This window comes from Alteribacillus sp. JSM 102045 (genome assembly GCF_041949975.1).
Lineage (GTDB): Bacteria > Bacillota > Bacilli > Bacillales > Marinococcaceae > Alteribacillus.
In genome coordinates, this window is sequence record NZ_JBHFQG010000001.1 from 128,517 (window position 1) to 154,233 (window position 25,717).

General features: G+C 40.2%; 31 protein-coding genes and 2 pseudogenes. 12 read left to right on the plus strand and 21 right to left on the minus strand.

Annotated features, from left to right (window positions below):
- Positions 1-369 precede the first annotated feature (369 nt).
- Positions 370-936, plus strand: coding sequence for a nitroreductase family protein (locus ACE1TI_RS00590; protein ID WP_375005627.1), 567 nt, complete (start codon positions 370-372; stop codon positions 934-936).
- A gap of 61 nt (positions 937-997) precedes the next feature.
- On the opposite strand, the pseudogene ACE1TI_RS00595 reads toward ACE1TI_RS00590, so the two are convergent.
- A pseudogene (locus ACE1TI_RS00595) lies at positions 998-2,359 on the minus strand (PepSY-associated TM helix domain-containing protein).
- A gap of 828 nt (positions 2,360-3,187) precedes the next feature.
- Between ACE1TI_RS00595 and ACE1TI_RS00600 the strand changes: the two are divergent.
- From ACE1TI_RS00600 to ACE1TI_RS00610, 3 genes are all read left to right on the plus strand, one after another.
- On the plus strand, positions 3,188-3,751 hold the full coding sequence (locus tag ACE1TI_RS00600; RefSeq protein WP_375005628.1) for a copper resistance CopC family protein: 564 nt from the start codon (positions 3,188-3,190) through the stop codon (positions 3,749-3,751).
- Positions 3,748-4,941, plus strand: a complete 1,194-nt coding sequence (locus tag ACE1TI_RS00605; protein WP_375005629.1) for a copper resistance D family protein — start codon at positions 3,748-3,750, stop codon at positions 4,939-4,941. Before ACE1TI_RS00600 ends, ACE1TI_RS00605 begins: the two co-directional genes overlap by 4 nt.
- A gap of 106 nt (positions 4,942-5,047) precedes the next feature.
- The gene (locus tag ACE1TI_RS00610; protein WP_375005630.1) at positions 5,048-5,248 is read left to right on the plus strand and encodes a hypothetical protein; all 201 of its coding nucleotides are present in this window, start codon (positions 5,048-5,050) and stop codon (positions 5,246-5,248) included.
- Between the two features lie 611 nt (positions 5,249-5,859).
- On the opposite strand, the gene ACE1TI_RS00615 is transcribed toward ACE1TI_RS00610, so the two are convergent.
- Positions 5,860-6,039, minus strand: coding sequence for an H-type small acid-soluble spore protein (locus tag ACE1TI_RS00615; protein ID WP_375005631.1), 180 nt, complete (start codon positions 6,037-6,039; stop codon positions 5,860-5,862).
- Between the two features lie 17 nt (positions 6,040-6,056).
- Positions 6,057-6,182, minus strand: coding sequence for a hypothetical protein (locus tag ACE1TI_RS00620; RefSeq protein ID WP_375005632.1), 126 nt, complete (start codon positions 6,180-6,182; stop codon positions 6,057-6,059).
- A gap of 461 nt (positions 6,183-6,643) precedes the next feature.
- On the opposite strand from ACE1TI_RS00620, the gene ACE1TI_RS00625 reads away from it, so the two are divergent.
- Entirely contained in the window at positions 6,644-6,859 is a 216-nt protein-coding gene (locus ACE1TI_RS00625) for a hypothetical protein (RefSeq protein ID WP_375005633.1), read from the plus strand.
- A gap of 214 nt (positions 6,860-7,073) precedes the next feature.
- On the opposite strand, the gene ACE1TI_RS00630 is transcribed toward ACE1TI_RS00625, so the two are convergent.
- A complete protein-coding gene (locus tag ACE1TI_RS00630) occupies positions 7,074-7,343 on the minus strand; it encodes a hypothetical protein (RefSeq protein WP_375005634.1) in 270 nt (89 codons plus the stop codon).
- A gap of 107 nt (positions 7,344-7,450) precedes the next feature.
- Here ACE1TI_RS00630 and ACE1TI_RS00635 point away from each other — a divergent pair, with 107 nt between their 5' ends.
- Positions 7,451-7,936: a CvpA family protein gene (locus tag ACE1TI_RS00635; protein WP_375005635.1), complete on the plus strand. Its 486-nt coding sequence runs from the start codon at positions 7,451-7,453 to the stop codon at positions 7,934-7,936.
- Between the two features lie 292 nt (positions 7,937-8,228).
- Here ACE1TI_RS00635 and ACE1TI_RS00640 read toward each other — a convergent pair whose 3' ends face one another.
- The 3 genes from ACE1TI_RS00640 to fbpA form a co-directional block, all read right to left on the minus strand.
- Positions 8,229-8,840 carry a protein kinase family protein gene (locus tag ACE1TI_RS00640; RefSeq protein ID WP_375005636.1) on the minus strand — a complete coding sequence of 204 codons (612 nt, stop codon included), beginning with the start codon at positions 8,838-8,840 and terminating at the stop codon, positions 8,229-8,231.
- A gap of 78 nt (positions 8,841-8,918) precedes the next feature.
- Positions 8,919-9,641 (minus strand): poly-gamma-glutamate hydrolase family protein, encoded by a 723-nt coding sequence (locus tag ACE1TI_RS00645; RefSeq protein WP_375005637.1) that lies wholly within the window; start codon positions 9,639-9,641, stop codon positions 8,919-8,921.
- Positions 9,642-9,790: 149 nt separating this feature from the next.
- Positions 9,791-9,952: a Fur-regulated basic protein FbpA gene (gene fbpA / locus ACE1TI_RS00650; protein ID WP_375005638.1), complete on the minus strand. Its 162-nt coding sequence runs from the start codon at positions 9,950-9,952 to the stop codon at positions 9,791-9,793.
- A gap of 321 nt (positions 9,953-10,273) precedes the next feature.
- On the opposite strand from fbpA, the gene ACE1TI_RS00655 reads away from it, so the two are divergent.
- Positions 10,274-11,365: an LLM class flavin-dependent oxidoreductase gene (locus ACE1TI_RS00655; protein WP_375005639.1), complete on the plus strand. Its 1,092-nt coding sequence runs from the start codon at positions 10,274-10,276 to the stop codon at positions 11,363-11,365.
- A 75-nt stretch (positions 11,366-11,440) separates the two neighbouring features.
- On the opposite strand, the gene ACE1TI_RS00660 is transcribed toward ACE1TI_RS00655, so the two are convergent.
- The gene (locus tag ACE1TI_RS00660; protein WP_375005640.1) at positions 11,441-12,283 is read right to left on the minus strand and encodes a glycerophosphodiester phosphodiesterase; all 843 of its coding nucleotides are present in this window, start codon (positions 12,281-12,283) and stop codon (positions 11,441-11,443) included.
- A gap of 484 nt (positions 12,284-12,767) precedes the next feature.
- Here ACE1TI_RS00660 and ACE1TI_RS00665 point away from each other — a divergent pair, with 484 nt between their 5' ends.
- The gene (locus ACE1TI_RS00665) at positions 12,768-13,346 is read left to right on the plus strand and encodes a class I SAM-dependent methyltransferase (protein WP_375005641.1); all 579 of its coding nucleotides are present in this window, start codon (positions 12,768-12,770) and stop codon (positions 13,344-13,346) included.
- Positions 13,347-13,434: 88 nt separating this feature from the next.
- Here the strand turns inward: ACE1TI_RS00665 and ACE1TI_RS00670 are convergent, their stop codons facing one another.
- Positions 13,435-14,151 carry an aspartate/glutamate racemase family protein gene (locus tag ACE1TI_RS00670; protein WP_375005642.1) on the minus strand — a complete coding sequence of 239 codons (717 nt, stop codon included), beginning with the start codon at positions 14,149-14,151 and terminating at the stop codon, positions 13,435-13,437.
- A gap of 105 nt (positions 14,152-14,256) precedes the next feature.
- Here ACE1TI_RS00670 and ACE1TI_RS00675 point away from each other — a divergent pair, with 105 nt between their 5' ends.
- Entirely contained in the window at positions 14,257-15,102 is an 846-nt protein-coding gene (locus ACE1TI_RS00675; RefSeq protein WP_375005643.1) for a metallophosphoesterase, read from the plus strand.
- A 35-nt stretch (positions 15,103-15,137) separates the two neighbouring features.
- Here ACE1TI_RS00675 and ACE1TI_RS00680 read toward each other — a convergent pair whose 3' ends face one another.
- Positions 15,138-15,770 carry a YkoP family protein gene (locus ACE1TI_RS00680; RefSeq protein WP_375005798.1) on the minus strand — a complete coding sequence of 211 codons (633 nt, stop codon included), beginning with the start codon at positions 15,768-15,770 and terminating at the stop codon, positions 15,138-15,140.
- 175 nt (positions 15,771-15,945) lie between these two features.
- Here ACE1TI_RS00680 and ACE1TI_RS00685 point away from each other — a divergent pair, with 175 nt between their 5' ends.
- The gene (locus tag ACE1TI_RS00685) at positions 15,946-16,233 is read left to right on the plus strand and encodes a hypothetical protein (protein ID WP_375005644.1); all 288 of its coding nucleotides are present in this window, start codon (positions 15,946-15,948) and stop codon (positions 16,231-16,233) included.
- Positions 16,234-16,486: 253 nt separating this feature from the next.
- On the plus strand, positions 16,487-17,278 hold the full coding sequence (gene cysQ, locus ACE1TI_RS00690; RefSeq protein ID WP_375005645.1) for a 3'(2'),5'-bisphosphate nucleotidase CysQ: 792 nt from the start codon (positions 16,487-16,489) through the stop codon (positions 17,276-17,278).
- Positions 17,279-17,985: 707 nt separating this feature from the next.
- Here cysQ and ACE1TI_RS00695 read toward each other — a convergent pair.
- From ACE1TI_RS00695 to ACE1TI_RS00705, 3 genes are read right to left on the minus strand one after another with little or no spacing between them, the layout of a single operon-like run.
- Positions 17,986-18,225: an HPr family phosphocarrier protein gene (locus tag ACE1TI_RS00695; protein WP_375005646.1), complete on the minus strand. Its 240-nt coding sequence runs from the start codon at positions 18,223-18,225 to the stop codon at positions 17,986-17,988.
- Positions 18,226-18,255: 30 nt separating this feature from the next.
- Entirely contained in the window at positions 18,256-18,942 is a 687-nt protein-coding gene (locus ACE1TI_RS00700) for an LrgB family protein (protein WP_375005647.1), read from the minus strand.
- The gene (locus ACE1TI_RS00705) at positions 18,932-19,306 is read right to left on the minus strand and encodes a CidA/LrgA family protein (protein WP_375005648.1); all 375 of its coding nucleotides are present in this window, start codon (positions 19,304-19,306) and stop codon (positions 18,932-18,934) included. The genes ACE1TI_RS00700 and ACE1TI_RS00705 overlap by 11 nt, the downstream gene beginning before the upstream one ends.
- A 383-nt stretch (positions 19,307-19,689) precedes the next feature.
- Between ACE1TI_RS00705 and ACE1TI_RS00710 the strand changes: the two genes are divergently transcribed.
- Entirely contained in the window at positions 19,690-21,468 is a 1,779-nt protein-coding gene (locus tag ACE1TI_RS00710; RefSeq protein WP_375005649.1) for a glycoside hydrolase family 3 protein, read from the plus strand.
- A 60-nt stretch (positions 21,469-21,528) separates the two neighbouring features.
- Here the strand turns inward: ACE1TI_RS00710 and ACE1TI_RS00715 are convergent, their stop codons facing one another.
- The 8 genes and pseudogenes from ACE1TI_RS00715 to ACE1TI_RS00750 form a co-directional block, all read right to left on the minus strand.
- A complete protein-coding gene (locus ACE1TI_RS00715; RefSeq protein ID WP_375005650.1) occupies positions 21,529-22,137 on the minus strand; it encodes a flavin reductase family protein in 609 nt (202 codons plus the stop codon).
- Positions 22,138-22,365: 228 nt separating this feature from the next.
- Positions 22,366-22,497: a hypothetical protein gene (locus tag ACE1TI_RS00720; RefSeq protein ID WP_375005651.1), complete on the minus strand. Its 132-nt coding sequence runs from the start codon at positions 22,495-22,497 to the stop codon at positions 22,366-22,368.
- Between the two features lie 21 nt (positions 22,498-22,518).
- A complete protein-coding gene (locus ACE1TI_RS00725) occupies positions 22,519-22,947 on the minus strand; it encodes a DUF3237 domain-containing protein (RefSeq protein WP_375005799.1) in 429 nt (142 codons plus the stop codon).
- Between the two features lie 287 nt (positions 22,948-23,234).
- Positions 23,235-23,652 (minus strand): annotated as a pseudogene (locus ACE1TI_RS00730) (enolase C-terminal domain-like protein).
- Positions 23,649-24,095: an enolase C-terminal domain-like protein gene (locus ACE1TI_RS00735; RefSeq protein ID WP_375005652.1), complete on the minus strand. Its 447-nt coding sequence runs from the start codon at positions 24,093-24,095 to the stop codon at positions 23,649-23,651. The pseudogene ACE1TI_RS00730 and the gene ACE1TI_RS00735 overlap by 4 nt, the downstream one beginning before the upstream one ends.
- A gap of 43 nt (positions 24,096-24,138) precedes the next feature.
- The gene (locus ACE1TI_RS00740; protein ID WP_375005653.1) at positions 24,139-24,273 is read right to left on the minus strand and encodes a hypothetical protein; all 135 of its coding nucleotides are present in this window, start codon (positions 24,271-24,273) and stop codon (positions 24,139-24,141) included.
- Between the two features lie 82 nt (positions 24,274-24,355).
- The gene (locus ACE1TI_RS00745; RefSeq protein ID WP_375005654.1) at positions 24,356-25,138 is read right to left on the minus strand and encodes a dioxygenase family protein; all 783 of its coding nucleotides are present in this window, start codon (positions 25,136-25,138) and stop codon (positions 24,356-24,358) included.
- Positions 25,139-25,158: 20 nt separating this feature from the next.
- On the minus strand, positions 25,159-25,707 hold the full coding sequence (locus ACE1TI_RS00750; protein ID WP_375005655.1) for an adenylyltransferase/cytidyltransferase family protein: 549 nt from the start codon (positions 25,705-25,707) through the stop codon (positions 25,159-25,161).
- Between the last annotated feature and the right edge of the window lie 10 nt (positions 25,708-25,717).

Consider the following 25,717-nt stretch of genomic DNA (forward strand, 5'->3'; position numbering starts at 1 on the left):
GAATATCTACTCCATACTCCATAATTGAACATTTTTAAGCTTCATTTATTCAATTCATCCTGAACTGAATTTTAACATGATTGTGCAACGCTTTATGCTATACCTGTGACTGGCATAACGGTATGTCATTCGTCCGGTTCGCTTGGTCGTTAGAAATCATTAATAAGGGAAATGTCTTCTCCATTTTCCCGGAAGGAAAGAGATGTAAAAGTGGTAAAATATGAGCACAATCATGACTAATATGGAAATTTATCCAGCGTAACATGGCTGGATTTTTATAATAACTCCTGAAATTCAGCCGAATATTCCCTTGAAAAGAGATAACAGCTGGTTTATCGTGGACAGAAAAGTGAAAGGAGAGAAAGTAATTTGAGTATATTAGAGGCACTGCATTCGAGAAGAGCTGTTCGAAACTTCGATCAACGCGAGGTAGAACAAGAAAAAATCCAAGAATTATTAAAAGCGGCAACCCTTGCTCCTAATGATCGTATGCGAGAGCCATGGAGTTTCTATGTGGTTCAAGGAGAAGCCAAAAAAAGGTACGAAGAAGTAGCTTATGATTATTTACAGGAACGTTTTCCAGCAAAACAGAAATTAGTAGACAGCTCTATGGAAGTTGTAAAAAAGACACCGGTTATTATTATAGTGACTTCTGACATTGCTTCCACAGAAGCCGATACAAAGGATAATGAATATGCCGTATGCTGCGCCATTCACTCCATGTGGCTGGCTGCTCAGGAATTAGACCTTGGGTTTGTGTGGAGAACAAGAGGAATAGGATTAGTCCATGACGAGCGATCTTATGAATTTATAGGATCACCTGAAGGAAAAAAGGTTGTTGGTACCGTTTGTTTAGGCTATCCAGAAGCAAAAGAATTAGAAAATATGAAAGAGAAAAAAAGAACGGCATTTGAAGAAAAAACCGTATGGCTTTAATACCTTACATATTTTTAACAAACATTCCGGTGCATTATTGCACCGGAATATTCTATGAGTACTACACATTAAAAAATTGCTTTAATCGTTGGACCTTTTGAATAAAGAAAAAATCCAAAAGCCATATGACAATGAGTGAGATGCCTACTAAAGGAAATACAACACCAAAACATACAATAATAGCTGTAACAATTTTTAAGGTTCGTATAGGTGGTGATTTAGGTGCCCCTAACCCACTGTTTGGTTTTCTTTTTCTCCACAAAATGAAGCCAGTAACAACAACTCCTGCAATACCTATATAAATGAGGAGTCCGGCAATCTGGTTGAGCAGGCCGAATTGTGAGCCTTTATGTAAAGTGATGCCCATTGCAATCATTTTTCCGGCAATGCCATAATTTTCAAAGCGGTAATCTGCTAATACAGCTCCTGAATATTGATCAATATGTAAAGTAGCTTCGTCTTGGGCTTTAGGAGGAAATACAGATATCGTATAAACTCCGTCCAATTCACTTGGAAAAAACACATCGTAACTTGAATGTATTTCAAGGTCATCTGCAGTTCTTATAACTTCGTCAATTGATGCTCTTCCATTATTCTGTTTTTCAGAAGAAAGAAGATTAAGTTTTTCAGCTGCCCATGGCACATCTGCAACATCTTCTGTATTTTTCTCAGATGTGGGGGGATTACCCACCCATATAGAAGGAGGGTAGCCTAAGCCTGAATTAGTTGCTAGAGTTTGTACGGCATTACCACAAAAACCTGACCAAGGCAGCCCTCTTAAAATTAGAAAAACCATACCGGCTGATACCCAAAATCCAAGGACCGCATGAAAGTCACGTCTTAATATGGATTTTCCATTTGAAAACCTGGGAAGTATTATGCCCCCCAAATTTTCTATCCCCCCTTGGCCACCATAAATATATCTCACTAGCTACAAGGATAAGCCCCCAGCAAGCACGATTCGGTCTCCTATCTTACCAGCCATTAACTCGCCGTGCAGTTTTTCTAATTTATTCATAAGACGTTTATCCTCATTAAGTTCTCCAACAATTTCTCCATTATAAGGGTTTACAAAAACAGTTAACGAAGAGGATCCATTGCTAATTCCCACTTCTGCTGAACGATTTTTATTCTCCACTGGGCGGTATCGGTCAACTTTTGCTTCAGGATGTTTATTCAACACGCTTTCAATCTGTTTAGAAGGAGGAATGGTGTTTTCCTGTGCTTTTACTTGGTATATGTCCTGGTAATTTACTTGTTCTATTTGTGGTTTAAATAGATAAATGCCGCCAGTAATAGATAATACAAGGAGAAAGGGCATAAAAATCAATCCAGCATAAAAATGCCAGCGCCAAACAGCTTTATATATATTCTTTGAGTTGAAAGGAAAATTTGATGGTCTTTTGTGTTTAGTAGAATTCATAAAATATCTTACCTTTCTAGTCAATCAATTAATTTAAAATCATTCGTCTTACACCCACTTCTCGAAAATGAGTACTTTATCTATAATCACTACTCACTCCCTTTATTTTGGGAAACACAACAGGCAGAACCGTTCATTTTTTTTGAATCTCTTGAATAGCCGCATCAAAGTCATAGATGCTGCCGCCAAAACCTAACTGAAACTGTTTCGCTTGTTTCCTGGACTCAAAAGCAATGACTTGTGGCTGGCAGCAATTCAGATTCAAATCTGGGTTTATTAGAAATATACTGCCATTTTTGCACTTATTGTTGTGTCTTTTAAGAAATCCTGACAAATAATTTGGGAAATATCATTTTTTATATCATGGTAACGAAGTAACCCGCAATGAGGACAGCAGGTTTTTTCAACATTATGATTCAATTTTAGGAGCTGTACAGATAAACGTGAATCAGACGGTTTATAGCAATACGTACAATGATTAGAAGAATGGTGGGGTTGAGGACGAAGCATAATACCATTGGATGTTTTATGGATTTTTTGTTGCTCAATTAAAGGCCTTAGATCCCGGTAAATTGTCATTTTTGCTGATCTCAGAGACACGGAGCGTTTCTTCTTGTTCTAACCATGTTAAAATTTGTTTTTGCCTTTCTGCTGGCAGCATTAAAATCACCCTTTCCTTATGCTTCTTCATTTAACGGTAGGCTAAAAGAACGTTAGATACAAGCAAATTATTGATAAAATGTTTGAAAAAATGTTGAACATTAACATCATCCATGATCTATTATGTTACTATAGTTTTAAGTGTATCTTTAAGAGAGGGTGCTTCTTGTGAAAAGAATAATGATTTGTTTTCTTGTAGGTTTGTTTGCATTTCCAATTTCAGCTGGAGCTCATACCCATCTTGAAAGATCCGAACCAGAAGAAGGAGCGGTCCTTGGAGAAGAAACTTCTACAATTACGCTTTCCTTTGATTCCATGGTTCAGGAACCAAACACTGTAACACTTACCGATGAAAATGGGGCAGAAATAGATTTGGAGGAAGTAAATCACGACCCGGAAGACACGATTGTCATCCACCTTCCTGAGAAGTTAGAGGACGGTGATTATACTTTGTTTTATAGTATTGTTGGGGAAGATGGGCATGTGATGGAAGAAGAGCTATCTTACTCCTATGAAGGGACCGACGAAGAATCTATGAATGAAACAGAGGATTCTGCTGCAGAGGAAGAAACTGATTTAGAGGAAGGCGCAGATTCTGAAGAGCAGGAACAAACTGCACAACCACAGGAATCAGATAATAATGATAATGGAATTCTCTTACCGGCTGCTGTTGGGTTAATTGTCATTGCGGTAGGATTTATCATATTTTTATTCAGGAAAAAAAGGACATGATTTATGCAATAAGCAATAGTTTATTGTATGTTTGCTTTGCTATCGTCATCGGAATATGTTTACTTTCTCTTGTTCCAGAAGATAAAAAACCCAAGCTTGTTCTGCCAAAAAAATGGCTGGCGGGCAGTGTCTTGTGTATACCAGTTTTAGCCATCATACCAGTTCTGGATTTAGCCTTTAGTGTAAACGGGTATCGAGAAGAGTTCATACTTGCTAGCTTTTTTTACGTATTGCAGCATATAGAAGCAGGAAGAGCCTGGACGGCCTTATTGTTTTTTTCCATTATCTTTTTGGTCTTAATATGGATGATGTGTAAACAATTATCTTCTTCAAATGTTTATCTTTTCGGTTTATTACTTGCCTTTGGAATGATTGTGACACAGGGAGTTGTCGGACATTCGGCGAACATGGGAAGCTATCCGGGAGCAACTTCTCATATTCTGCATTTATTAGCGGTCAGCTGTTGGGTGGGTGCCCTATTCGTTGTAAGCTGGTTTTCTAACAATGATGATAACTGGCACCATTTTATTGATTGGTTCACTCCAGTTGCGTTTACATGTGTTATAACCGTTAGTTTTTCAGGTGTGTTCATGACATTTTTTCTAACGGAGAGTATCTTTAATTCCTGGATGCTGACCTATGGGCAAGCTTTATTATTAAAGCATTTATTATTTATACCGTTATTAGTATTTGCAAGTATAAACGGCTTTTTCATAAGGAAAAAAATAAAACAAATGCCAAATTTGTCTCCGCGCCGCTGGTGGCGGGCCGAGAGTATTATTATATTGACCATATTTGTAGTTACTGGTTTTATGAGTGAGCAGGAACCACCTCATAATATAGCTCACACCCTAAACAGAGAAGATTCGTCCGTTCTATTTCAATCGCTCGTATCGTTTCCAATTGGCCCAGATACAGAATTATTTTTTCAGCCAGATTGGTTAAGTCTAATATTTTTAGTGGTAGGTATTGTGTTTTTACTCTTAGTTATTTATGCATTTAATCAGGGTTTTTCACCAATTGGAGCCGTTATATCCGGTATACTGGCTGTTAGTAGTATGTATTTAGGTATTATAAATAATGTAGAGCCAGAATTTCGTATGGAAGCACTACAAGAAACAGTTTCTTATGGAGTGCTCTTTTTTAATAGGAAGGTGAATCCTGTTTTTCCGAAGCATATAGAATCTTAATTATTTCCTCGTATAGCGGAAGTGGAGACGAAAAGAAGATACCCTGGTAAGTTGTTATAAGGGAACTAAAGGCAGCCGGCTTTACAGAGGTAAAAGAGATAAAATTATGGGAAACGAGACAAAAGTATACATCAAAAAACAGATGCTGAACGAGATCCGTTCAAGAGCCGGCCGCTCTATTCTTCATGAGCTATCGAATGCAGAGATTGAAGAACTGATTACCTATATCAATCATCAAGTGACCGAAAAAGGGAAGCTAGAAGAAAAAGATCGGTGGACGGTTTGGACAGCCGTCAAAAAAGCTTGATTTCATCAACAAAACCAGCAAATATTGCATCTGCTGGTTTTGTTCTATTTCCACCTATCAGTAGGGATATTCAAACATAGTAATGATACATAAAACAACAAAAGCCCTTCCTGCTCTTTCGTCCTTGCGGCTCCGATGACCGCTCCAGTGTGAATTGATCTAAAACTATATTCTTCTTTTGATACTGCATTCATTTAAGGGGGTTGCCAGCAATTGGAAATGAATGAGGAGAGGGTTTATTTGTGGAAAATTACTCACGGTAAGAGGGTGGGTAAGTAATCAATTTATTTTACTGTCTTTTTGGGAGCTTGTCAAATTTTTTCTCAGTTTATATACATTAGAGAAGGAGCTGTCTCTAAAGGTTAGATTAGGGTATGGTGGACATTTGCAATTGGAATATGCGAGACTCCTACGAAACAAGCGATGGTGTGAAGCCCCCGCTGTGAACGTTTTTTGCTCACGAAGTGACTAAACCGCCGCCCGCGGCAAAGAAGACACTAGAGAACGAGAAAAGCGAGCTGGAGTAGATGCCGCACTTGTGCCCTGAGGGTGAAAGCAAGTATATTCCAGTTGCATTTACTGAGAACTAACTTATGAGACAGCTCCTTGCTTTACTTTTCTTCCAGACTGGTCACGGAAACACTTTGAATTTTGTTTGGATCATTCAGGGAATGAATAGTAGCTACTCCAACTTGTTGATCAACATGTTCAATATAAACAGGTTCTCCTTGATACATCACATTTGCCATCTCAGTGGAAGATGAAATTTCTTGTGCTCGTTGTGCATCCATTTGTCATTCTCCTTTTTTTATTTTTTTCTATCCTCTAATTCTCTGCTGACTTTGGAAATCGTAATTCGATCTTCTCCAGTACTCGGTTGTACAGCATCTTTTCCTTTTATAATGTTGCGTTTCGATTTGGAGCGTTTACTCATAGGCTCATCTCTCTCCTTGTTGTATCGTTGGATCAATAATATTTTTTACGCCTGCAGACAGTTTTATGTACTTCTGTTCATGAGACTTTTTTGTTTTAAACACTTTCGCTCCAAATTTTAAAGCGTTAAACCTGCTATTTAATAAATTTATGACTCTGGGATGCTGAAGAAGCTTTGTTAATCTGTCATAGTGCGAGTTGTTCAGCTGTTCCCAAGCCCGCCTGAGAATTAAGGAGTCGTGATAACTTTGCCTAAGGTGGCGGGTTAACTTTTCATATTTCTCTAATCCTAAGATGCCTGTGCCACAAACACCCCGAAATAAAATGAAGAAGACCAGCTAGAAAAAAGGAGCTGGTCTATTTAAGTTTTTTTAACCATAAGAAATCAATAATAAAGCTACATGCTAAAATAGGAATGTGTAAACATTCTGAAAAATGTTGATTTAGAGGGGAGCAATAATTATGGGAAAAGTTATCGTTGATATGTCTATGTCACTGGATGGATTTGTTGCAGGTCCCAACGACAACGCGGAACAGCCGCTGGGAGAAAGAGGAGACATTCTCCATGACTGGCTTTTCAGCGGTGAAACCCCCAGTAAGTTTAATGATTTTTCCATCTATCAAACAGCAGCAGAGAAGTGTTTAATACCTCGTTTATCAGTACTGGTGCCTTGGTGACGGGAAGACGGACATTTGATGTGGTAGGTGGATGGGGCGGGTTCACGGAGTTCCTGTATATGTATGGACTCACCATGTTCCAAATAAAGTACCCCAAGGTTCAACGACTTTTACTTTCGTGACCGACGGTATCGAGAGTGCTGTGGAACAAGCAAAAGAAGCTGCTGGTAGCAAAAACGTAGGGGTGGCGAGAGCGAGTACAGCTCGCCAATGTTTACAGGCAGGACTTGTTGATGACTTCACCTTCATTTGGTACCGGTACTGCTCGGGAAGGGCGTCCGGCTATTTGATCAAGCAGCTGATATGAGAATGGAGTTAGAAGCAGTGAGGGTGATCGAATCCCCCCGGTGTGACCCATCTTTTTTATACGGTTAGTAATAGTAATAACAAAGTGCGTTAGAAAAATGACAATCAAGGTTAACTTGCTGAGCTGTGATAGACGCAGCTTTATTTCTTTCTCATACAAATGGCCCTGGTGTTCCATTAATTTCCTCATGGACTAATCCAAAAGATAGTTTCTTTATTGCAATGAACCATGATATATTTACTTCAACGAGCTGCCATTTTCTCACCACGAAGGAGGTACTTACTATGCTCGTAAACATTATCATTATCCTGCTGTTGATCGGAAGCTTTTTCATCGGTCTTCGCCAAGGGTTTGTTTCTAAATTCGTCCGATTATCGAGTTTTTTACTAGCGCTTGCTGCAGGGTTTTTCTTTTATAACTCTATTGCTTCCTGGCTCCGTACTTGGGTGCCATACCCGGAATTCCTTGGAGTGGGTTATGAAGGGATTTTCTACACCGTTCTAGGTTTTTTCAGTGCATTTATTATAACCAACTTGATGGTTCTTTGGCTTGGCAAAATACTGCAAGTCTTTGCCTCTTTACCTATACTCCGCACGATCAACAAGGGGCTTGGCGGTGTATTTGGCGTAGTCAAAACGTATGTGGTGATCCTGATTCTCTTGATTGGGGTTTCATTCTTCCCGATAGAATCGGTACAAGCAGCTATTGATCAATCTTCGGTGGCAACAATTATGATGGAGAAAACGCCGTTCATTTCGGATTTTTATTAATACATGTGTAAAGGCTGGACGTAGGTTCAGTCTTTTTTTGTGCCTCATAAAAAAGAGGTGGAGGAGGCAATAAAGCAGAGGGGGAAAAGTAAAGGACACTGGTTCCTTTATTTCTATGAATTCCTATGATTTGAAGGTGTTTGCGGACAGAGGTCCAGAGTGTCCGCAACTACGATCATAGAGCCCTTTTTAGGTGAAATAGCGAAATGAGGATCCGCGCCGCATCTCCAAGAAACTTTGCAGCAATTCTTCCTGTGGTAATCGACTGCAGCATAACAGGTCTCCTATTACACTAAAATTCCGGCAGCCATTTTTTTTTATACAATGCAGCAATCATATTTAGAATAAATATTGGAAGTCTTTTTGGGAAATAAGGCTTCTTATAAAAACGATAAAAGGCTCGTTTTAAATCCTCCCATTGAGTACAATGCTTTGTTTGCCGATAGCGCGCGACATCTATAATTTTTATCTTACCGTGCTGGGTCACCATAATATTTCGCAGATGAATATCTGATGGATTCAATCCTTTGTTTCGTGCGAGGTTCAATGCTTGATCGACCTCTTTCATGTTTTGTTCTGAAACCGGAATGCCTTGCTGCAGACATTCAAATAACGTATGGCCTTCTATAAAATCGAGCACGAGATAGTTGGAGCCGGCCTCATATAAGGCCGGGAAAAATTCCAATCCCTCCAGATCACGGTAAATGCCAGCTTCCTCTGCTGCTATGTTTGTGAAATCGGGAAAGAACACTTTTAGTACTTTTTGTGATCGAAGGATTTTAAAAACATAAGCACTTCGGCCTTTTCCAATGAGCTCTAGCTTGTCACCCTTTGCTGCAAGCCATGGACAGGAGCCCTTGCCAGTCATGCGAACACTTTCAGCAAGTTCTCGATATGGACTCACTTCTTCTATCTCCCTTCTTACCTTGTCATTTTCACATTATATCACTCTCCTGTGTCTAAATTATGTCAAACGTTTGTTTTAACGGTTGGATTGTTTAAGCATAACATCGTAAGCTTCTGTAGCTTCTTTCAGTCCGTCAATAAATTGATCATAAATATCCGTTGTATTTTCTCGGTTTTTTCGTGACCAATCATGGTTTTCAAAAAAAGATTTTCGCAATCCAGCAGTTAACTCTAACTGGGCCCCTTTTTTTAACTGATTATCGTTTACAATGTTATTTTTACTCGTTCCCGCGATTTCATCTGGTGCATCTTCCACTTGAAAACCGCGTTTTTGAAGAGAGGACCTTATCATTTCTTTATATTCTCGATTCCGTCCGCCTACATAAATGATGGTCTCATCTCCATGGTACCCATGAATAGATAAAGCGCTTACAGAATTTTGTGCTATTTCTCGTCCTATCGGCTCGTCAAAATTCTTTGAATTAATATGCAAAATCAGGTTGTTTGTTGGCTTTATTCCTTCAAAGAGGTAGTATGAATCATTTATTTGGTGGGCCAAACCTTTTGCCACTTCTGATGTTCCAGGTTCAATTCCCCCTCCGTGGATCGCGAGAATGGATATATCGCTGTTTCTTTGTTCATAGTTAATCTCATAATCTTCATTTAATACTTCATTTTCGGCTAATTCTTCATAGGAGTTGTAGTAATTTGTGTTCGCGTGGGTCCAGAAGGTGAAAACAAAGAAGAAAAGAGAGACAGAGATAAAAAAAACAGATATCCCAATCACTGTATTATTCATGTCAAACATCCTTTTTCCTAGTCTATGATGGTTGCATGAAATGGATTAGTGATTTGACACGAAAAAAACCATCAACCTGCGTTTTAGGCTGATGGTTTTGAATTGGGTATTCATTTAAAGTAATGTTTCTTAAAAATTTTTATGAAAAATCAGGAAATGTAGGATTTCTTTAGCAAAAATTGCTTTTTCAATTCTTTTTCCGTGGCTTCATAAAATTGCCGGCCGTCCGGCATTTTATACATATTGAGATCTAAAAGGGCAGCAATGAGTTGGTCTTTATCCTTTTCAATGATTAAAGTACTCGTAGACATAATACCCGCTCCTTTTATTTGTAAGCGCTTTCAAATATAATTTTAAAGTTAATAGATGGAAATGTCAACTAAAATGAATTTGAAAAGTCTGAAGGAATTTTAAAAAGCACATGGAATCATAATTAAATAACTATCTATTCATCTGTCACCTCTGTTTACCGGCCGTTCTGCTTTATGCCCCTTCTCTTACCCCAAGAGCACTCGACACTAATAATAAAATTTTGTTGATACCATCTATGAAAACGTTTACTTAGAAGGGGTGTTTTTTGCAGCTGTGCGGGTACTAGTAATTTTTTAAAAACTGAAAAAGGAGATGGTTTTGTGAAAATAGGATTGTTCTTAATGCCGACACATCCACCTGAAAGAAGTCTTTATGACGCCACGGAATGGGACATAGAGATGATTCAATATGCTGATCAGCTCGATTACGGCGAAGCGTGGATTGGAGAACATTTCACAGCACCATGGGAACCGATTCCGGCACCAGACTTAATAATTGCGCAGGCGCTGAAAGCGACAAAGCAAATTAAACTTGCACCTGGAGCCCACTTGCTTCCTTACCATCATCCTGTCGAACTAGGTCACCGGGTTGCCTATCTGGATCATCTGTCACAGGGCCGTTTAATGCTCGGTATTGGGGCAGGGGGACTTCCCAGTGATTATGAAACCTTCGATGTAGACGGAGCCAATGGAGAAAATAGAAAAATGACAGCAGAAGCATTAGAAATCATGCTGAAGTTTTGGAAGGAAAAAGAGCCTTTTCAATACCGGGGAACCTATTGGAATGCGAATCAAATAGAAGGCGATGAATATTTAAAGCCACATATAGAGCCTTATCAGAAACCACATCCAACTATTGGCGTCACTGGATTAAGTCCAGGGTCAGAAACGCTGAAAATGGCAGGGGAAAAAGGGTTTATCCCGATGAGCCTTGGAGCTAATCTGGACTATATAGCGAGTCACTGGAATTCTGTAGAAGAAGGGGCAAAAAGAAGCGGCAAAAATCCGCAGCGGGATGTTTGGAGAATTACCCGTGATGTGTTTGTCGCAGATACAGACGAAGAAGCTATGGAAGGAAGCTTATATTCCATGATGGGAAGACAGCACCGAGAATACTGGCTTCCTCTCTTTAAAAAGCTGGGTGCTATATCTGTCTTCAAACATGAAGAATCGGTGGACGATAACGACGTTACCACCGAATATGTGGCGAAACATAACTGGTTTGTTGGTTCTCCAGAAACAGTTGCGGATAAATTAGCCAATCTATATGAAAAGGTAGGAGGATTTGGTCACTTGCTTATCACAGGTTATGATTACAGCGAAAACCCTGAGGTGTGGAAAAAGTCGATGCGGTTAATGAAAGAAGAAGTTCTGCCTCGGGTAGAAAAGAAAATAACAAAAGTAAAGAGGTAATAATATAAGAAAGAGCAGAAGTGGGTAAGACCCGCTTTCTGCTCTATAATTTTTATAAATAGTAAATATAAAAAATTATTGTTTATGAGGATCCACATAATCAGGATAATCGGTAATAATACCATCTACCCCCAAATTTAATAAATAATCAGCTGATTCCTGGTCTCTAACTGTCCATGGATGTGTTTCCATTTCAAAATCATGAATACGCTCCAGCAGGTCAGCATCGATCATGTCTTTATTAGGATTTACATAGTCTGCATATTGAGCGAAATCCGAAAGTTCTGCTTCAGAAATACCATCCGGGCTGTAATTTAACAAAACACCTACTGGAACAGAAGGAAGAATGGAGTGGAAGGTTTCCATGGATTCATGGTCAAAAGACTGAACAATAATTTTGTTGTTATTTGGCTTGTCCATATTGCGGGAGGTTAGTTCATCCGCTACTTTCTGCTCGATTCCTGGGTATTTCGAATGAGATTTCAACTCAATAAGTATACCGGATCTTCCTTTGAACTGGTCAAGCACTTCTCCAAGTGTCGGGATTTTTTCACCCTCAAATTCTTCACTAAAGAAGCTCCCTGCATCCAGCTCAGCGATTTCGTCATATGTTAGATCTTTTACTTCGCCCGTACCGTCTGTCGTTCTGTCTACAGTGGTATCATGAATCACAACCAATTCTCCGTCCTTACTCATCTGTACATCCAGCTCAAACATTTCTGATTTCATATCCACCGCTTTTTCAAAGGCTGCCATCGTATTTTCAGGGGCATAACCAGAAGCGCCACGGTGAGAAATGTTGAGGATTTGCTTTTGATCCTTGGTTGACACCTCATCATCAGCTAACGCCATTCCGCTTGGAAAAAACATGGTGAAAAAAAGAACCGCCATTAAAATGCACCCTAAACACTTTTTCATTTGTCACTCTCCCTTCCTTTATTTCACCTATTACTCTATCGAAAGATTATAAAGGAGGTTTAAAGCCACAGTTTAAACTTTGTAAGGAGAATGTTAATGTATGGAAATTTATTATTTGTTTACGATTAATTATTCGAGATTTAATTTATTTTTTATAGTCAAACTTTGACTTAATTTTTGGAAAAGATAGCGGTTTATTTTTAACCAAATTAGAAAGGAGCTGCTCCTTTTTAGACCAGCTCCTCTGACATATTTTAATGTGAGGCGGAAACTTTCAATTGATTGTTAGGCCCAATTTTTTCTTAGTGATAAAAAATGAAAGAAGTCTCTTTTTAAAACAATAGCTTGGAATATAAAGTATCTAATTGTAAAGTACAAAACTCATTATGAGCAGGTATAAAGGGAAGAGCACAGGGGAGTATACAAGAAGAGCAATCAAGTAGGGTTCTTTGAAGAATTAAGTGCCAAAGGAGAAAGTTTGTCTATGGAATTAACTCCCCATCTATATCACTGGTTCATTCGTCCAAAGTGGATTACTCAAAAGTACATACATAATCTATTGACAGAGCATGTCCATTTTTCTAAGAAATGCGTGTTGGATTTTGGAGCTGGAACAGGTGCTAACTCTGTAATTTGTGAACCTTCAGGCTATCTAGGATTAGACCTAAGTAAAAAAAGAATTGAATTTGCTAAACGAACCTATCCCGATTATCGTTTTGATGTTATTAATGGATTTACCCTTCCTGTTATGGAGCAATCATTTGATGTCATTATGATAATTGCTGTTCTCCATCATATCCCTCCAAAGAAAGTAAACTCTTATATTAAAGAGTTTCGAAAAGCTCTAAACCCGGATGGCGGAAAAATTGTCGTTATAGAACCATGTTTTTTTGAAAATACACCGGTCAGTAATTGGTTTATGGATAAAAATGATAATGGAAACTATATTCAGGACGAAGAAGCTTATTTAAACTTTTTTTTAAATGAAGGTTTTCAATGCAAGGTACTAAAAAGATACAGCAAATGCTGTTTTTACAACGAATTGTTTTTTATTGCATATTAATCAGGTAAGCAATAATTGATACGTGAAGGGATCTTAGAATTTTTGAAAAAATGAACTTTTGGTACGATCAGTGGTAACTCTTTCTCCATCATTTTCTAATGATTGATTCAAAAACCCAATGTACAAGAGTTACGTAATCAAAAACAGGACACTGCACTTTTTCTTGCACCGCCTTGGAGTAAGGAGAGAGAAGGCTGCATTCCAGTAAGAATACGGACGTTTCAGGGTCAGAAATCATCATTTCTTCTGCGGCCTCTACTACTTCTTGTTCTATTTTTTGTGTATCCAGCATTCCTGTTTCCTGTATGGCAGCTTCAGCAAAGTGTGGTTTATTTTCTAATCCTTTTATGTAAACATTTTTGGGCGTAGTGCCTGCAGCCAGCAGTAGATTAGTGTTTAAACGATACGACTCTGCCGTAATAATTCCTATTTTTTCCATTGAGGTGTCAAACATTTTTTCTATCATGGAAAGCTGAAGCAAGCTCGACATAAATACGGGAACCCCAAGGTTTTTCGCTAGTTCTTGCTGGAAAAGTAATAAGTAGCCGCAGTTTCCAGTGATGGCTTGGACGCCGCTTTCCTCTATAAGCTGTTTACCGGCTGAAATTATACTTGGAAGAGCGGCTTCTTTCTTTTCATACATTTGGGCAACGCTTAATCCTCTCACTTTTTTATGGCGGACAGGAAACGGGAAGGTAGCAGAATTTCCAATATCACCGGGGATAAATGGAATGTGGGTATCAAGCATAAGAATGCCTATTGTGTCACCGTAGTTGACTTGACCTGTTTTTGCATAGTAAATCATTATAAGAGCCTCCAATGCATCAGTATGACATGGCAATACCTCCAAGAATTACTAAGTAAAATTTGCTTTTTTTCCTGTATAATCAAGCATTGGAGGTGTTGCTGAATGATTTGGTTATTTGTTGTGCTTTTGTTTGTTATTATTGGTTACAAAGCATATGACAATACAAAACAAATCGTTATTAATAAAGTGAAAATAAACCAAACAGACGAGACGGACGAGACTTCTGATTCGTTTCTTCATGTTCTGCATCTGTCGGATCTGCATCTTGAAAATATCTCCATTACGCCAGCTCAGCTGTATGAGAAATTAAAGGACGAACCTATCGATTTTATCGCTATTACAGGTGATTTTCTCGATCGAAAACGTACGCTTCCAAAGCTTGTTCCCTATTTGGATGCGTTAAATAAATTAAATCCGCGTTACGGCACATACGCCGTTTTTGGAAATCATGATTATGTGCTGAAGGAGAAGGATTTTGCTACGTTAAAGAAAACGTTAGAAGAGCATGGCTGTAAGACTCTTCAAAATGAGCATCGTCTTCTTAATATAAATGGTCACCCTGTTAATATTATTGGTATTGATGATCACAGTACGAAAAGAAGCGACCTCGTTACTTCTTATCAACATGTAAAAGACGGATATAACTTAGTGCTGACGCATGATCCTAACGTGGTGCTTGATATGAAGAACTATGATTTTGATTATCTTCTCTCGGGACATTTTCACGGAGGGCAATTGCTGTACCCGAAAGCTTATCACTTGGTAAAAATGGGTAAGCTTGCTCGGATGAAAATGATTAAAGGATTGCAGCGCTACGATGGTAAGCCATTTTATATTAGTGAAGGTTTAGGGCAGACAGGTCTAAATATTCGAATCGGCTGCCGGCCGGAAATTACGCTTCATACCTTGTCTGTTGCTAAAGACGTAGCAAATGAGAAAATAAGCTAAAAGCCAAAACCCTTGAGATAAGGGTTTTGGCTTTTCTACGTTTTCTCATGACCGCTTGGAAACGCAGTATTCGAAGAGAGGTTCTGTTTAAGGATCTGGTGTTGGTGAGTTTTGTTACAAGAAGCAAAGAGCTTTTCTTTGGACATAAAAATGTATTTAGGCTGTTTCTTTCTTAAAGAAGAAAGGGATGCAGTCGGAGTGGCTAACATACTGATCGCCAGGGAGGGCAACAGCTTAAAACATTTATAAAATGGATTGGTAATATCAAATGATTCAAAACCAAGTCTGGCACAGCCTTTATTTAAAAGAGTAATGCCCATAATTCCTTTTATTTGGTCATTATTTTCAAGATTTTGGATATAAGCAGCAAGGCCAGGAAGCGATTGCTGAACCATTTTATAAAGATACAGAACTTTATGAATATCGCTTTGCAAAGAGTTCATTTCATTGATTAAACGGATATTGTGTAAGTGAATTTTTAAGAGAGTATCGTTTTTGTTAATTTTTGTTCCATCAGAGAGTGTAACATCAGTACCCTTGTAAGAAGTGAGCCTTACTCGAAAGATGTTATTAAATCTATCGCTGGAATCATAAAGGTCTGTTAATCGGGTCAATTTAAAATAAAAAGGATCCAAAACAGTCCAAGTATAAACGAAAAAATTTCTCATCATCTTTCATTCCCTCATGTGTGGTGAACACTACATAGTGTACAAATTTAAACTAATAATATTTATGGTAATAAAAGGGGTGAAATTCTTACTGATAATGTGAACAAAAACGGTTAAAAATAAGTCGTGGGATATTCTTTATCCCGACTTTTTTGGAGAGAAGGGGAATCTAGGGATGAATAATTTTCGCTGGTTAGCACCTTTCTTGAACATGGGGCGAAGACGAAGATTTATGGGCTGGAATCGAGGCAATAACCGCGGCGGAATGGGCACAGGGATGGTACTGACGCTGATCGGAATAGGAGCAGGAGCTGCTTGGGCTGGTCTGGCACAGGGACGCAACAACGGAAGACAGCCTGTGAGAAATATGCTTTCTAATGTTCAGCGTGCTATGCCTAACACAGAAACCGCTTTTTCGGAAGAATTAACAACAGGATTTAACAACAGCGACCAGACAAATTAAGTAGGAAAAAGGAGAATGGGGAACGGATCCCCGTCTCCTTTTTTTCATAGGATGGGGATTCTCGTTCATTTTCCGTTGAAATTTGTACATAAAACCGCAAAATCAGTTCAAAAAAGAAATAAATCAAACGTTTGATTAACCGTTCTGTTCGCTCCCACATCAAGTAGATAAGATGCTATGCTAGAAAAGAGCAGTCTTTCCTTAAGCGAAAGCTGTACATAAGATCAATGAAAAGGTGCAGGAGGAATCGAACATGCAAACGACTATTGATGCTGCAATTGAAGCTGGAAAAGAAATAATGACCATTTATAAAACCGACTTTGATGTAGCTTATAAAGAAGATGAGTCACCGCTAACAACAGCTGATAAGCGTGCTCATACTGTTATAAAAGCGAAACTGGAACGGTCTTTTCCTGATATTTCAATTTTGAGCGAAGAAGGCAATCACCTTTCCTATGATAACCGAGCATCCTGGGACAAATTCTGGCTCGTTGATCCGCTTGATGGAACGAAAGAATTCATAAAGAAAAACGGAGAATTTACTGTGAATATCGCTCTTATTGAAGGGGAAAGCCCGGTATTTGGCGTGATCTACGCTCCGGCCCTGGACGTGTTATATGTGGGAGAAAAAAACAAAGGCGCTGTAAAAATAGAAAAAGCAAGTCAGGTCGATAATTTGAATAAGGTGTTCGAGAACGGCACAAAGCTGCCGGTTCCAGCACAAAATGACAACAATATTCGTGTAATAGCAAGTCGCTCTCATATGTCTGAGGAAACAAAGCAATTTATTCAAAAGTTGACAAAGGAATATGACGAGGTGGAAACCATTTCGGCCGGCAGCTCGTTAAAGCTATGCTTGATCGCAGAAGGAAAGGCTGACTTTTACCCACGGTATGCCCCCACTATGGAATGGGACACAGCCGCCGGTCATGCGATCGTCGAAGCAGCGGGTGGAAAAGTCACAACAGCCGAAGATGGCAAGCCGATTTTATATAATAAAAAAGAATTGAAAAATCCCTGGTTTTTAGCTTGTAGAGAGAAATAAGCGAATCACAAAAGCCCCTGGTGGATCTCCAGGCGTTTTGTTTGTAAATATCGAGGTTCTCGGTGCATAAAAGGCTGGAAGTGGTGCATAAAAGAAGAAGTCTTGATCTAAACCGGTGAAAAGCAGCGCATAAATCATAAAAAGTAGAGCATATTGTGGGAGCCGGACCCTGAGAAGAGAACCGAAGTCTGTTGGATTTTTGTTGTGCATAAAAGATAGAAAGTGGTTGATAAAAATTGGGTAGTTGTTCATAAGAGGCGGAGATTGGTGCATAAGAAAAAGAAGGTAATACGTTTTTGAAAAGAGTGTGTTATCTCTAAAAAGCATTTGGTTCATATCAGAATGAAAGTTGTGCATAACCGAAGAAAAGTGGCTCATAATTAGTGAAGATATTGTGCATGATTCAGAGAAAGCAGCGCATTAACGAGAAAGATTGGTCCATCACGCTAAGAGTCAGCAGCCCCATCAAATATGTTGGGCCAGACCCCAAAACGGAAATGTTCAAAACATACCTAAAGTTGTTCAAAAATCGTAAAAAGCGGCTCATAAACAAAGAAAAGCACAGCATATCCCCTCAAAAATAACGCAAAAAGCATAATTTTCAGTAGCTAACCCTACCCCAACTCCCAACCTCCTCGGCAAAGAAAAACCCCCGGCCGTCTGTGCAGACGTCCGAGGACTGTATAAAGGAGTGAGAGAGGGAGTTCTTATTTAAATAAACGCTGAAGCGTGGTCACTGCTACTTTTGCATCATCACCAACAGCTTTTAATGTTATATTTTCCGAAGGTGTTAAAAAGGCGCTGATGCTGATCAGGCTTTTGCAGTTGACCACTTTGTTGTTGGCCTCCAGCACAATATAACTTTGGAATTGATTGGCTTGCCGCACAAGGTTCAGCATTTGATGAGATCCGTTCCGATCGATGTGAAAAGATTCTTTTACTTCCATTTTCACATTCTCCTTTCTAAATTTAAAAAATTAATGAACCATAAACCCAAGAACAGGGACTAAAATGGATAGAAACACGGCAGAGGTACACATCGCAACACTGCCCATCGACCCTTCTTCTTCGCCCCATTGCAAAGCTCTGTTGACCCCAAGGGCTTGTGCGGAAGCCCCTAATGCCATTCCCTTTGCAACCTTACTTTTAATCCCGGCAATTTGTAGGATTTTCGGGCCGAACGTCAAAGAAAACATCGCTGAGCTTAATGCAAATAGCACCGTTAGCGAAGGAACACCTCCCAATACATCAGTTACAGATAAAGCAACAGGAATGGTCACCGATTTTGAAACGAGAGAAAAGAGAATTTCATCTTGAAACAACAGCCACTTTGCCAGCACTAATCCGGACAGGATGCCGCCGGCACTGCCTAACATCACCCCCAGACAAATTTTTTTTGCATGCTTTTTCAAAACTAGCAGCTGCTTATACAAAGGAACAGCTAGTGAAATCGTCGCAAGGCCGAGAAAAAAGGAAAATATATCGGTTATTTGTAAATAAGACTCATAATCGACAGAGGGGACAAAAGAAAGTACAAGCACTAAAAAGAGAGTTACGGTGTACAGAGGATTCAGCCAAGGTTTATGAAACCGTTGAAACACTTTTAATCCAGCCGCATAACTGCTTACAGTCAAAACGGTGCTAAACATCAAGTTAGTCATCATTTTCTTTCATCCTCCTTGATTTGAACCATTCATAGCCTTGAACCGTATACGCGGTACCGAGCAGCACAATCAAGCTTGTGATCACTAACACGAATAACAATTTCCAACCTTGTACTCGGAAAATATCCAACGAAAGAAATATACCGACAATAAACGGAATAAACAATAAAGTCATGTGCTGCAAGTGGAGGCTTGTTACATTTTCTATCCACTGCAGTTTTATAATGTCAGTTGATAAAAGAACAAAGAGTAACAGCATTCCGACGATACTTCCTGGCAGTGGAAGATGCAATAAGCTTGACAGCTTCATTCCTATAAAATACACCCCAATAAGAATCGACCACTGTACCATTTTAGGAAACATGGAACACTCACCACCTCAGCCAGGTAAATATTCCATTTGTTAATTTAAAACCAGTATATAAAAGAAATTTCTATCTTTCTGCAACTTCGTAAGATAATTTTTCACAGAAATTGTTTTTTAGAAAATAAGGTTGTCAGATTTGCTTTCTGTCCTAAGGATTTCAACTAACACTGTAAACAAGGAATATGAAGCAGGATGAAAGAGAAGTTTAAGTTTTATTAGGAAAAAAATTATGTATGAAATACACTCAGGAGTTTCTTTTGACCTGCGAAATAAAATAAGAACATATTCCTTTCTTTTCATTCTGGTATAGACAACCACATCTATTTGTTGGTAGTATTTTTACATTGAAAGGGATTACAAAAATGGAAGGGGAAAAGAAAATGAAGAAGTTTGTACCGCTGCTGAGTACCTTGTTGGCCGCTGTCGTTTTTGCAGCTCCAGCTTCAACGTTTGCCCAAACCTATTTGTCCCAGCCTCAAATGAAACACCCTAATGTTCCCACAGAAAAGGCAAACAAGGGGATGGTTCAGCGCATCATTGCGCAAATGACACCTGAAGAGAAAATAGGACAGCTTGTTATGCCCTCCACTCATGATAACGAAGATCAAATGCCAAATGAGGACACAAAAGAGTTAATTAAAGAATACAAAGCAGGTTCTGTCATTATTTACGGAAACCGGGATGCTGCCACAACAGCAGCTTATAACAATCAGCTGCAAGAATGGGCCTCTGAAACTCGAAGTAATGTGCCGTTATTTTCATCGGCCGACCTGGAATATGGGACGAGCCAGCATGTAGAAGATGCCACGGCATTTCCACGTCAGATGGGCATTGCAGCGACCCAAAACGTAAAAGCTGCGGAAGAGATAGCAAGTGTAACGGCTCAAGAAGCAAAGGCCGCAGGGTTTAATTGGAATTACTCTCCAGTAGCTGATGTAAACACCAATCCGGCTAACCCTGTCATCGGTGTTCGTTCGTTTGGAGAAAACACCGAACTTGTTTCAGACATGACGGTAGCGCATGTTAAGGGATATCAGAAAAACGGTGTCTTATCTACACCTAAGCATTTTCCTGGCCATGGCGACACAGATGAAGACTCACACTATGACCTTCCCACCGTAACCTATGATCGTAACACTCTCGAAGAAATACATCTGCCGCCGTTTCAAGCAGCCATTGATGCAGGTGCTGATTCAATCATGACGGCCCACGTTATCGTTGAAGCAGTGGACCCGGAACTGCCGGCCACCTTATCGGAAAAAGTTCTGACTGGGTTGCTGCGAGAAGAAATGAACTTTGACGGAATTATCGTCACAGATGCAATGTCTATGGATGCCATTGATGAAGAATGGGGTGCAGGAGAAGCGGCCATAATGACCGTTCAGGCCGGAGGAGATATTGTCATGGCAACGGGGACGCTGGATCAGCAAAAAGAAACCTTTGAAGCACTTTTAGAAGCCTATAAATCTGGAGAACTCTCGAATAAACGATTGGACGAGTCCTTAAAACGTATTTTAACGAAAAAATTCGAGTATAATCTGTTTGAAAATCGTTTTGTCGATCCAACAGAAGCTGTTAATATAGCGAACACAGGCAGCCATAAAGAGTTCGCTTCCGACATCGGCCAAGAATCCATAACATTAGTTAAAAATGATAATGACGCCTTGCCATTTGACAAGAATACCAACGAGATTACTTTCGTTGCCGGTCCAGAAATTTATAATCAAAGCTACTACATCGAAGATATTGCTGAGGCCGTTTCTGATACTACAAATGGAGACGTAGAAAGATATATTACGTCAGAGAATCCAACTAGTGATGAAATCGATGAAGCAGCCGAACAAGCAGAAAATGCAGACCGAATCATCATTCCAACCTTCTCCGCTGATGAGCTGCCGGAAGGGCAAAGCGACTTGGTGAAAGCAATGCAGGATACCGGAAAACCAGTAGTGACAGTGTCCTTAGGTCTGCCATATGACATAAAAGATTATCCGGAAGTCGATGCTCATATCTCTTCCTACGCTATTGAACGGTGGGGTTCTCCGATACAGATTTCCTGGGAAGCAGCGGTTGACATCATCTTCGGCGCCGAACCCGGAGGAAAACTCCCGGTATCCATTGAAGATCATTATGAATTTGGACACGGGTTGAATTATTAAACAGTAAGCTGCAAGTTTCCTGGGTAGAGGGAACTTGCAGCTTTTATGACTAAAAAGAACTTATTCCTTTGGAAGCGAATAAGGAGAAGAGATAGAGGCATAGTTGCCCGCGAGACGCGCTAAAGGCTTCCACGTCTCAATATCTGTTTTATAGGAATCGATATAAATATCTTTTTGAATATGAATATGAATGATTCTGCCAAGCACCAGGTGAGAAACGCCGATAGGAAGAATTTGATCGAGCTGCATCTCAAAAGCGATAGGTGATTCTTTAACCATTGGCGGTTTCACTTTAATAGAAGGTTCTGGTGTCAGACCGGCTTGTTGAAATTCATCGACATCGGGCGGAAAGGCTTGAGAAGATGTATACATGGGATTTCCCAAATCCTCGGGTACGATGTTGATCACGTATTCTTTCAGGGTCCGAATATTGGTCAGTGTATCTTTGGCTTCTTTGTTTTGTGCTGGTGCAATGGAAATAGCAAGTGTAGGCGGAGAAGGTGATGCTACGGTAAAAAAGCTGAAAGGAGCCAGGTTTAGAATGCCGTCTTGGCTCTCAGAGGAGACCCATGCTATTGGGCGCGGAACGACAGAGCCTATTAATAGCTTGTACATCTCTTTTGTTTTAAGGTCTTCTGGTTGAAACGTGCATGTATTTTTATTTGGCATGCTTAAACCTCCTATAGAGACGAAGCCCCGCTTTGCGAGACTTCTCTTTTATCGTTGATTTACTTTTTGAAGCAGCTGTTCACTAACGTGATAGGAAGCTGTATCAGGGATTTCATTTAAATCTATTAAGTCGTCGGCATGAGTGAAAATAGAGGTTTGTGGGTCAGCTGGATCACTGCTGCCGCGACCGCGAAGATCATAGCTGATAAAGCGGTAGCGGCCTGACAGTTATTCTTGATAATAGTGAAACTGTTTATGATTGCCCGTTAAACCATATGCAGCTATAATAGTGCCCACATCAACAGGCGTTTCATGGACGTATAATGTATGGCCGGTATTCGTCGTTATATGTTGTCCCATCACTCTTGGCTCCTTTCCTGCCTATTCTATAGTGTAAATAGAGTAGATTACTTTTCCCGGCAGACGTACTCCTCTAGAGACGAAAATTCGGCGGTTCAGCCAGTCATATGCTGGAGAAGCTGTTTCGGAGGTGCGAAAATAATATTCGTTCGGGTCTACGTCTTCATTATTATCAAGACGCTTCAGCACATCAGGCGTTCCTGTTCTAATTCCCCGGTATGTCATCATTATCAAAGCATCATCGTTGGTTTGCAGTAGAATGCGTACATCCTGGATAATCGTTCCGTCTTCCCGAACTGTAATCCAGTCGTCCCCGCCGGGTATAACATCGGCGTTTAACTGTTCCCCGCGCAGCTTCCCGCCGGTTACTCGAATGATTCTCCGGTTCCCGATTGGGGTTTTGCCGGGTAAATGGGCACCCTCCACTGTAAGTTTCATATCACATAAGATAGATAGGGAGGGGGGGAGCTAAATGTTTCATCGTGGTTATGCCTCCTTTGAGGTATTTTAATTAAAAGGATCAATTGGAGTGTCATCAGGTTCTCCCCGGTAGTTTCAGCACTAAGAGAAAGAGATTCAGCTCTAATCGTGCAAGGTTCAGCGGTAAGAGCAAGATGTTCAGCTCTAATTGCGCAAAACTCAGCAGTAAGAGTCGGAATTTCAGCTATTTGAGTCAAAGCATCAACGCGGCGATACTAATGCAGTACATCCTCCGACCGATTCATTACAATATCCCATTACTTAGAAACTGCAGCTTTCCTTTGATAAGCAGAAACTTTTTCTTCATCCAGCTCTACACCAAGCCCCGGTTTTTCTGGCACTTCTATACATCCATCTTTCAATACAAGCGGTTCTTTTACAAGGTCATCGGCGAGCCAGTCCGGTCCGAACAGTTCGCTTCCGCAGTCGAGGTTAGGGATGGAACCATAGGCATGCAGGCAGGCAGAGGTTCCGATTGAACTTTCCAGCGACGTCCCCCCCAAAGCAGGAGATACCGGCCGATTCCGCAATACCAGCAATTTTTACCGTGTTTTTCATACGGCCGGATTTATGAATCTTTAACGAAAAGATGGCAGCTGCGTTTTCTTTGGCAAGACGCATCGCATCTTGTACGGAAGCCAGGCTTTCGTCTGCCATAATCGGAACTTTTTTCATTCAGAAAGATGTGCTAATCCTTCCACATCTTCAGGGGGGAGGGGCTGTTCGAGAAAGTCTATGCCAACGTCGAAAAAGGCATCCATCCATTTCATCGTGGTTATCCGGTCCCACAACCCATTTGGATCCATTCCGATGGTGGAGTAACCCTTAATACCTTCTGCGATGCGGATCGAGCACTTCGCATCATCTTCCGGCGCTTCTTTTCCTGATTTCGTTTTGAAATTGGCATACTGCCCTGACGACACACAATTCTTGGCTTCTTGAATATCACCTTCTGCGCGGTGCAGTCCGCCTAACAGTTGATGAACTGGAACCTTATAGGTCTTTCCTAAAGCATCAAAGAGCGCCATTTCAACAGCTGCCTTCGCAAAAGCATTCCCGCGGATTTGCCGGTTTAGTTTTTGCAGAAGCCGCTCAACCCTGCCTGGATCCTCGTCCAAAAGCAACGGTTTGCATATTGATCAATGACAAGCTTCATTGTTTCTACACTTTCGCCGTTCCACCAGATCCCCGGAGTGGTCCTTCTCCAATGCCGTGCACTTTCACGGTTGAAAATTGATGCGGGCGTTTGATCGGAATATCTAACAGTTCTGTAGAAATGTTTTTAATCATCACCATAACAGGTCGAATCCTCCGTTCTTCCGAAATCTGAAAAGGGGCATTCATCCATGCCCCTTTTCAATCAGTGCTTGTACCTTACTTACTCCGGACGCATAACAAAGTTCAAAGAAGCTTCTTTATGATCACCTTTATCTTTCAGCTTTGTTATAAGCTCTTCTCTAACCCCTTCTGCCACATCGGTTTCCAGCCATTCATCCCCTTCAAAGAACACCTGGGTAATTAAGGTTTCATGACCTTCTGCTTCAAACATAATATGCAGGTGGGCAGGGCGCATAGAATGCTGGTCCAAATAATTTAGAAATTCTCCAGTAGGACCTTCGGTTGGGATGGAGTAGGGGACCGGCACAATCGTCTGCACTTCAAAATTGCCGTTTTCATCCGTATAAAAATGTCCTCTTAAGTTGTATCTTGGTGCATCCGAATCAAAAGCAGAATATTTACCGGAGTGATCGTTCTGCCACATTTCTACTTTTGTGTTCGTCAGCGGTTTCCCTTCTGTATTGCTCACGTTTCCGGAAAAATATAAAACTTCTCCCGGTTCGTTCGGCCGCTGCGTCAGAACGTGTGGTTTCCCCGGTTCTTTTTCAATGTAAGGAGACCCCTCAATGAAATACGGACCTAATAGAGAAGGCTGGGTGCCTGGCATTTTTGTATACATCGCTTGCAGCACATGCGTTTCGAGAAATACATCTGCGAATAGAGGAAGCTCTCCAGCTCGGCCTAACCGGTCTGCCCACTTCACGAAATTTGTGTATTCTTCATGATTTAAGTTTGCTTCTTTTAAAAACGCCTGCATGTGTTTAAGGAATAAATCAAAAACCTCTTCGACACGTTCATTTTTTTTGGCAGCTTGTTTTTGCATATTTTCTCCTCCTTAAAAATTCAAATATTTAACGATTCCATTTGAGGTCTTCCCAGCAGGTGATAGGCTTGTTTTCTTTTATCTTTTTGAAGTAATTCTCTTATTCTGGTAGAAGAAATAATTTCTCCTTTTTCACACCTTACAAGAGGGTGAACCTTTACGGGAAGATAGTTAGAAAGCAAGGTGACATCGCCTTTTTTTCCTTTTCCAAATTGGAAGTTAGGGCCAACCCAAATTTCTCTGGGACAAAGAAATTCAAGCTCTAACAGGAATTCCTCTGCTTCCCTGGAAGCATATGCTTCGTTGAAATCGGCCATTACAACATAATCAATTCCAAGTTGTTTAATAAGTTCTATTTTTTCTTCTTCACTCGTTAACACTTTGGTGTTTTGAAAATAAGCGCGGGGAGGAGGATTAAAAGTGTATACGACAGAGGGAACCCCCCATTCACGCGCTCTTTTTGCTGCTTCTTTTATGAGGGTTTGATGGCCGCGGTGCAGACCATCAAACGCTCCTATGGAAACAACCGAAGACGTTAAGGTGAGTTGATTGTTTTTGTATATATTCACGATTGCTTCC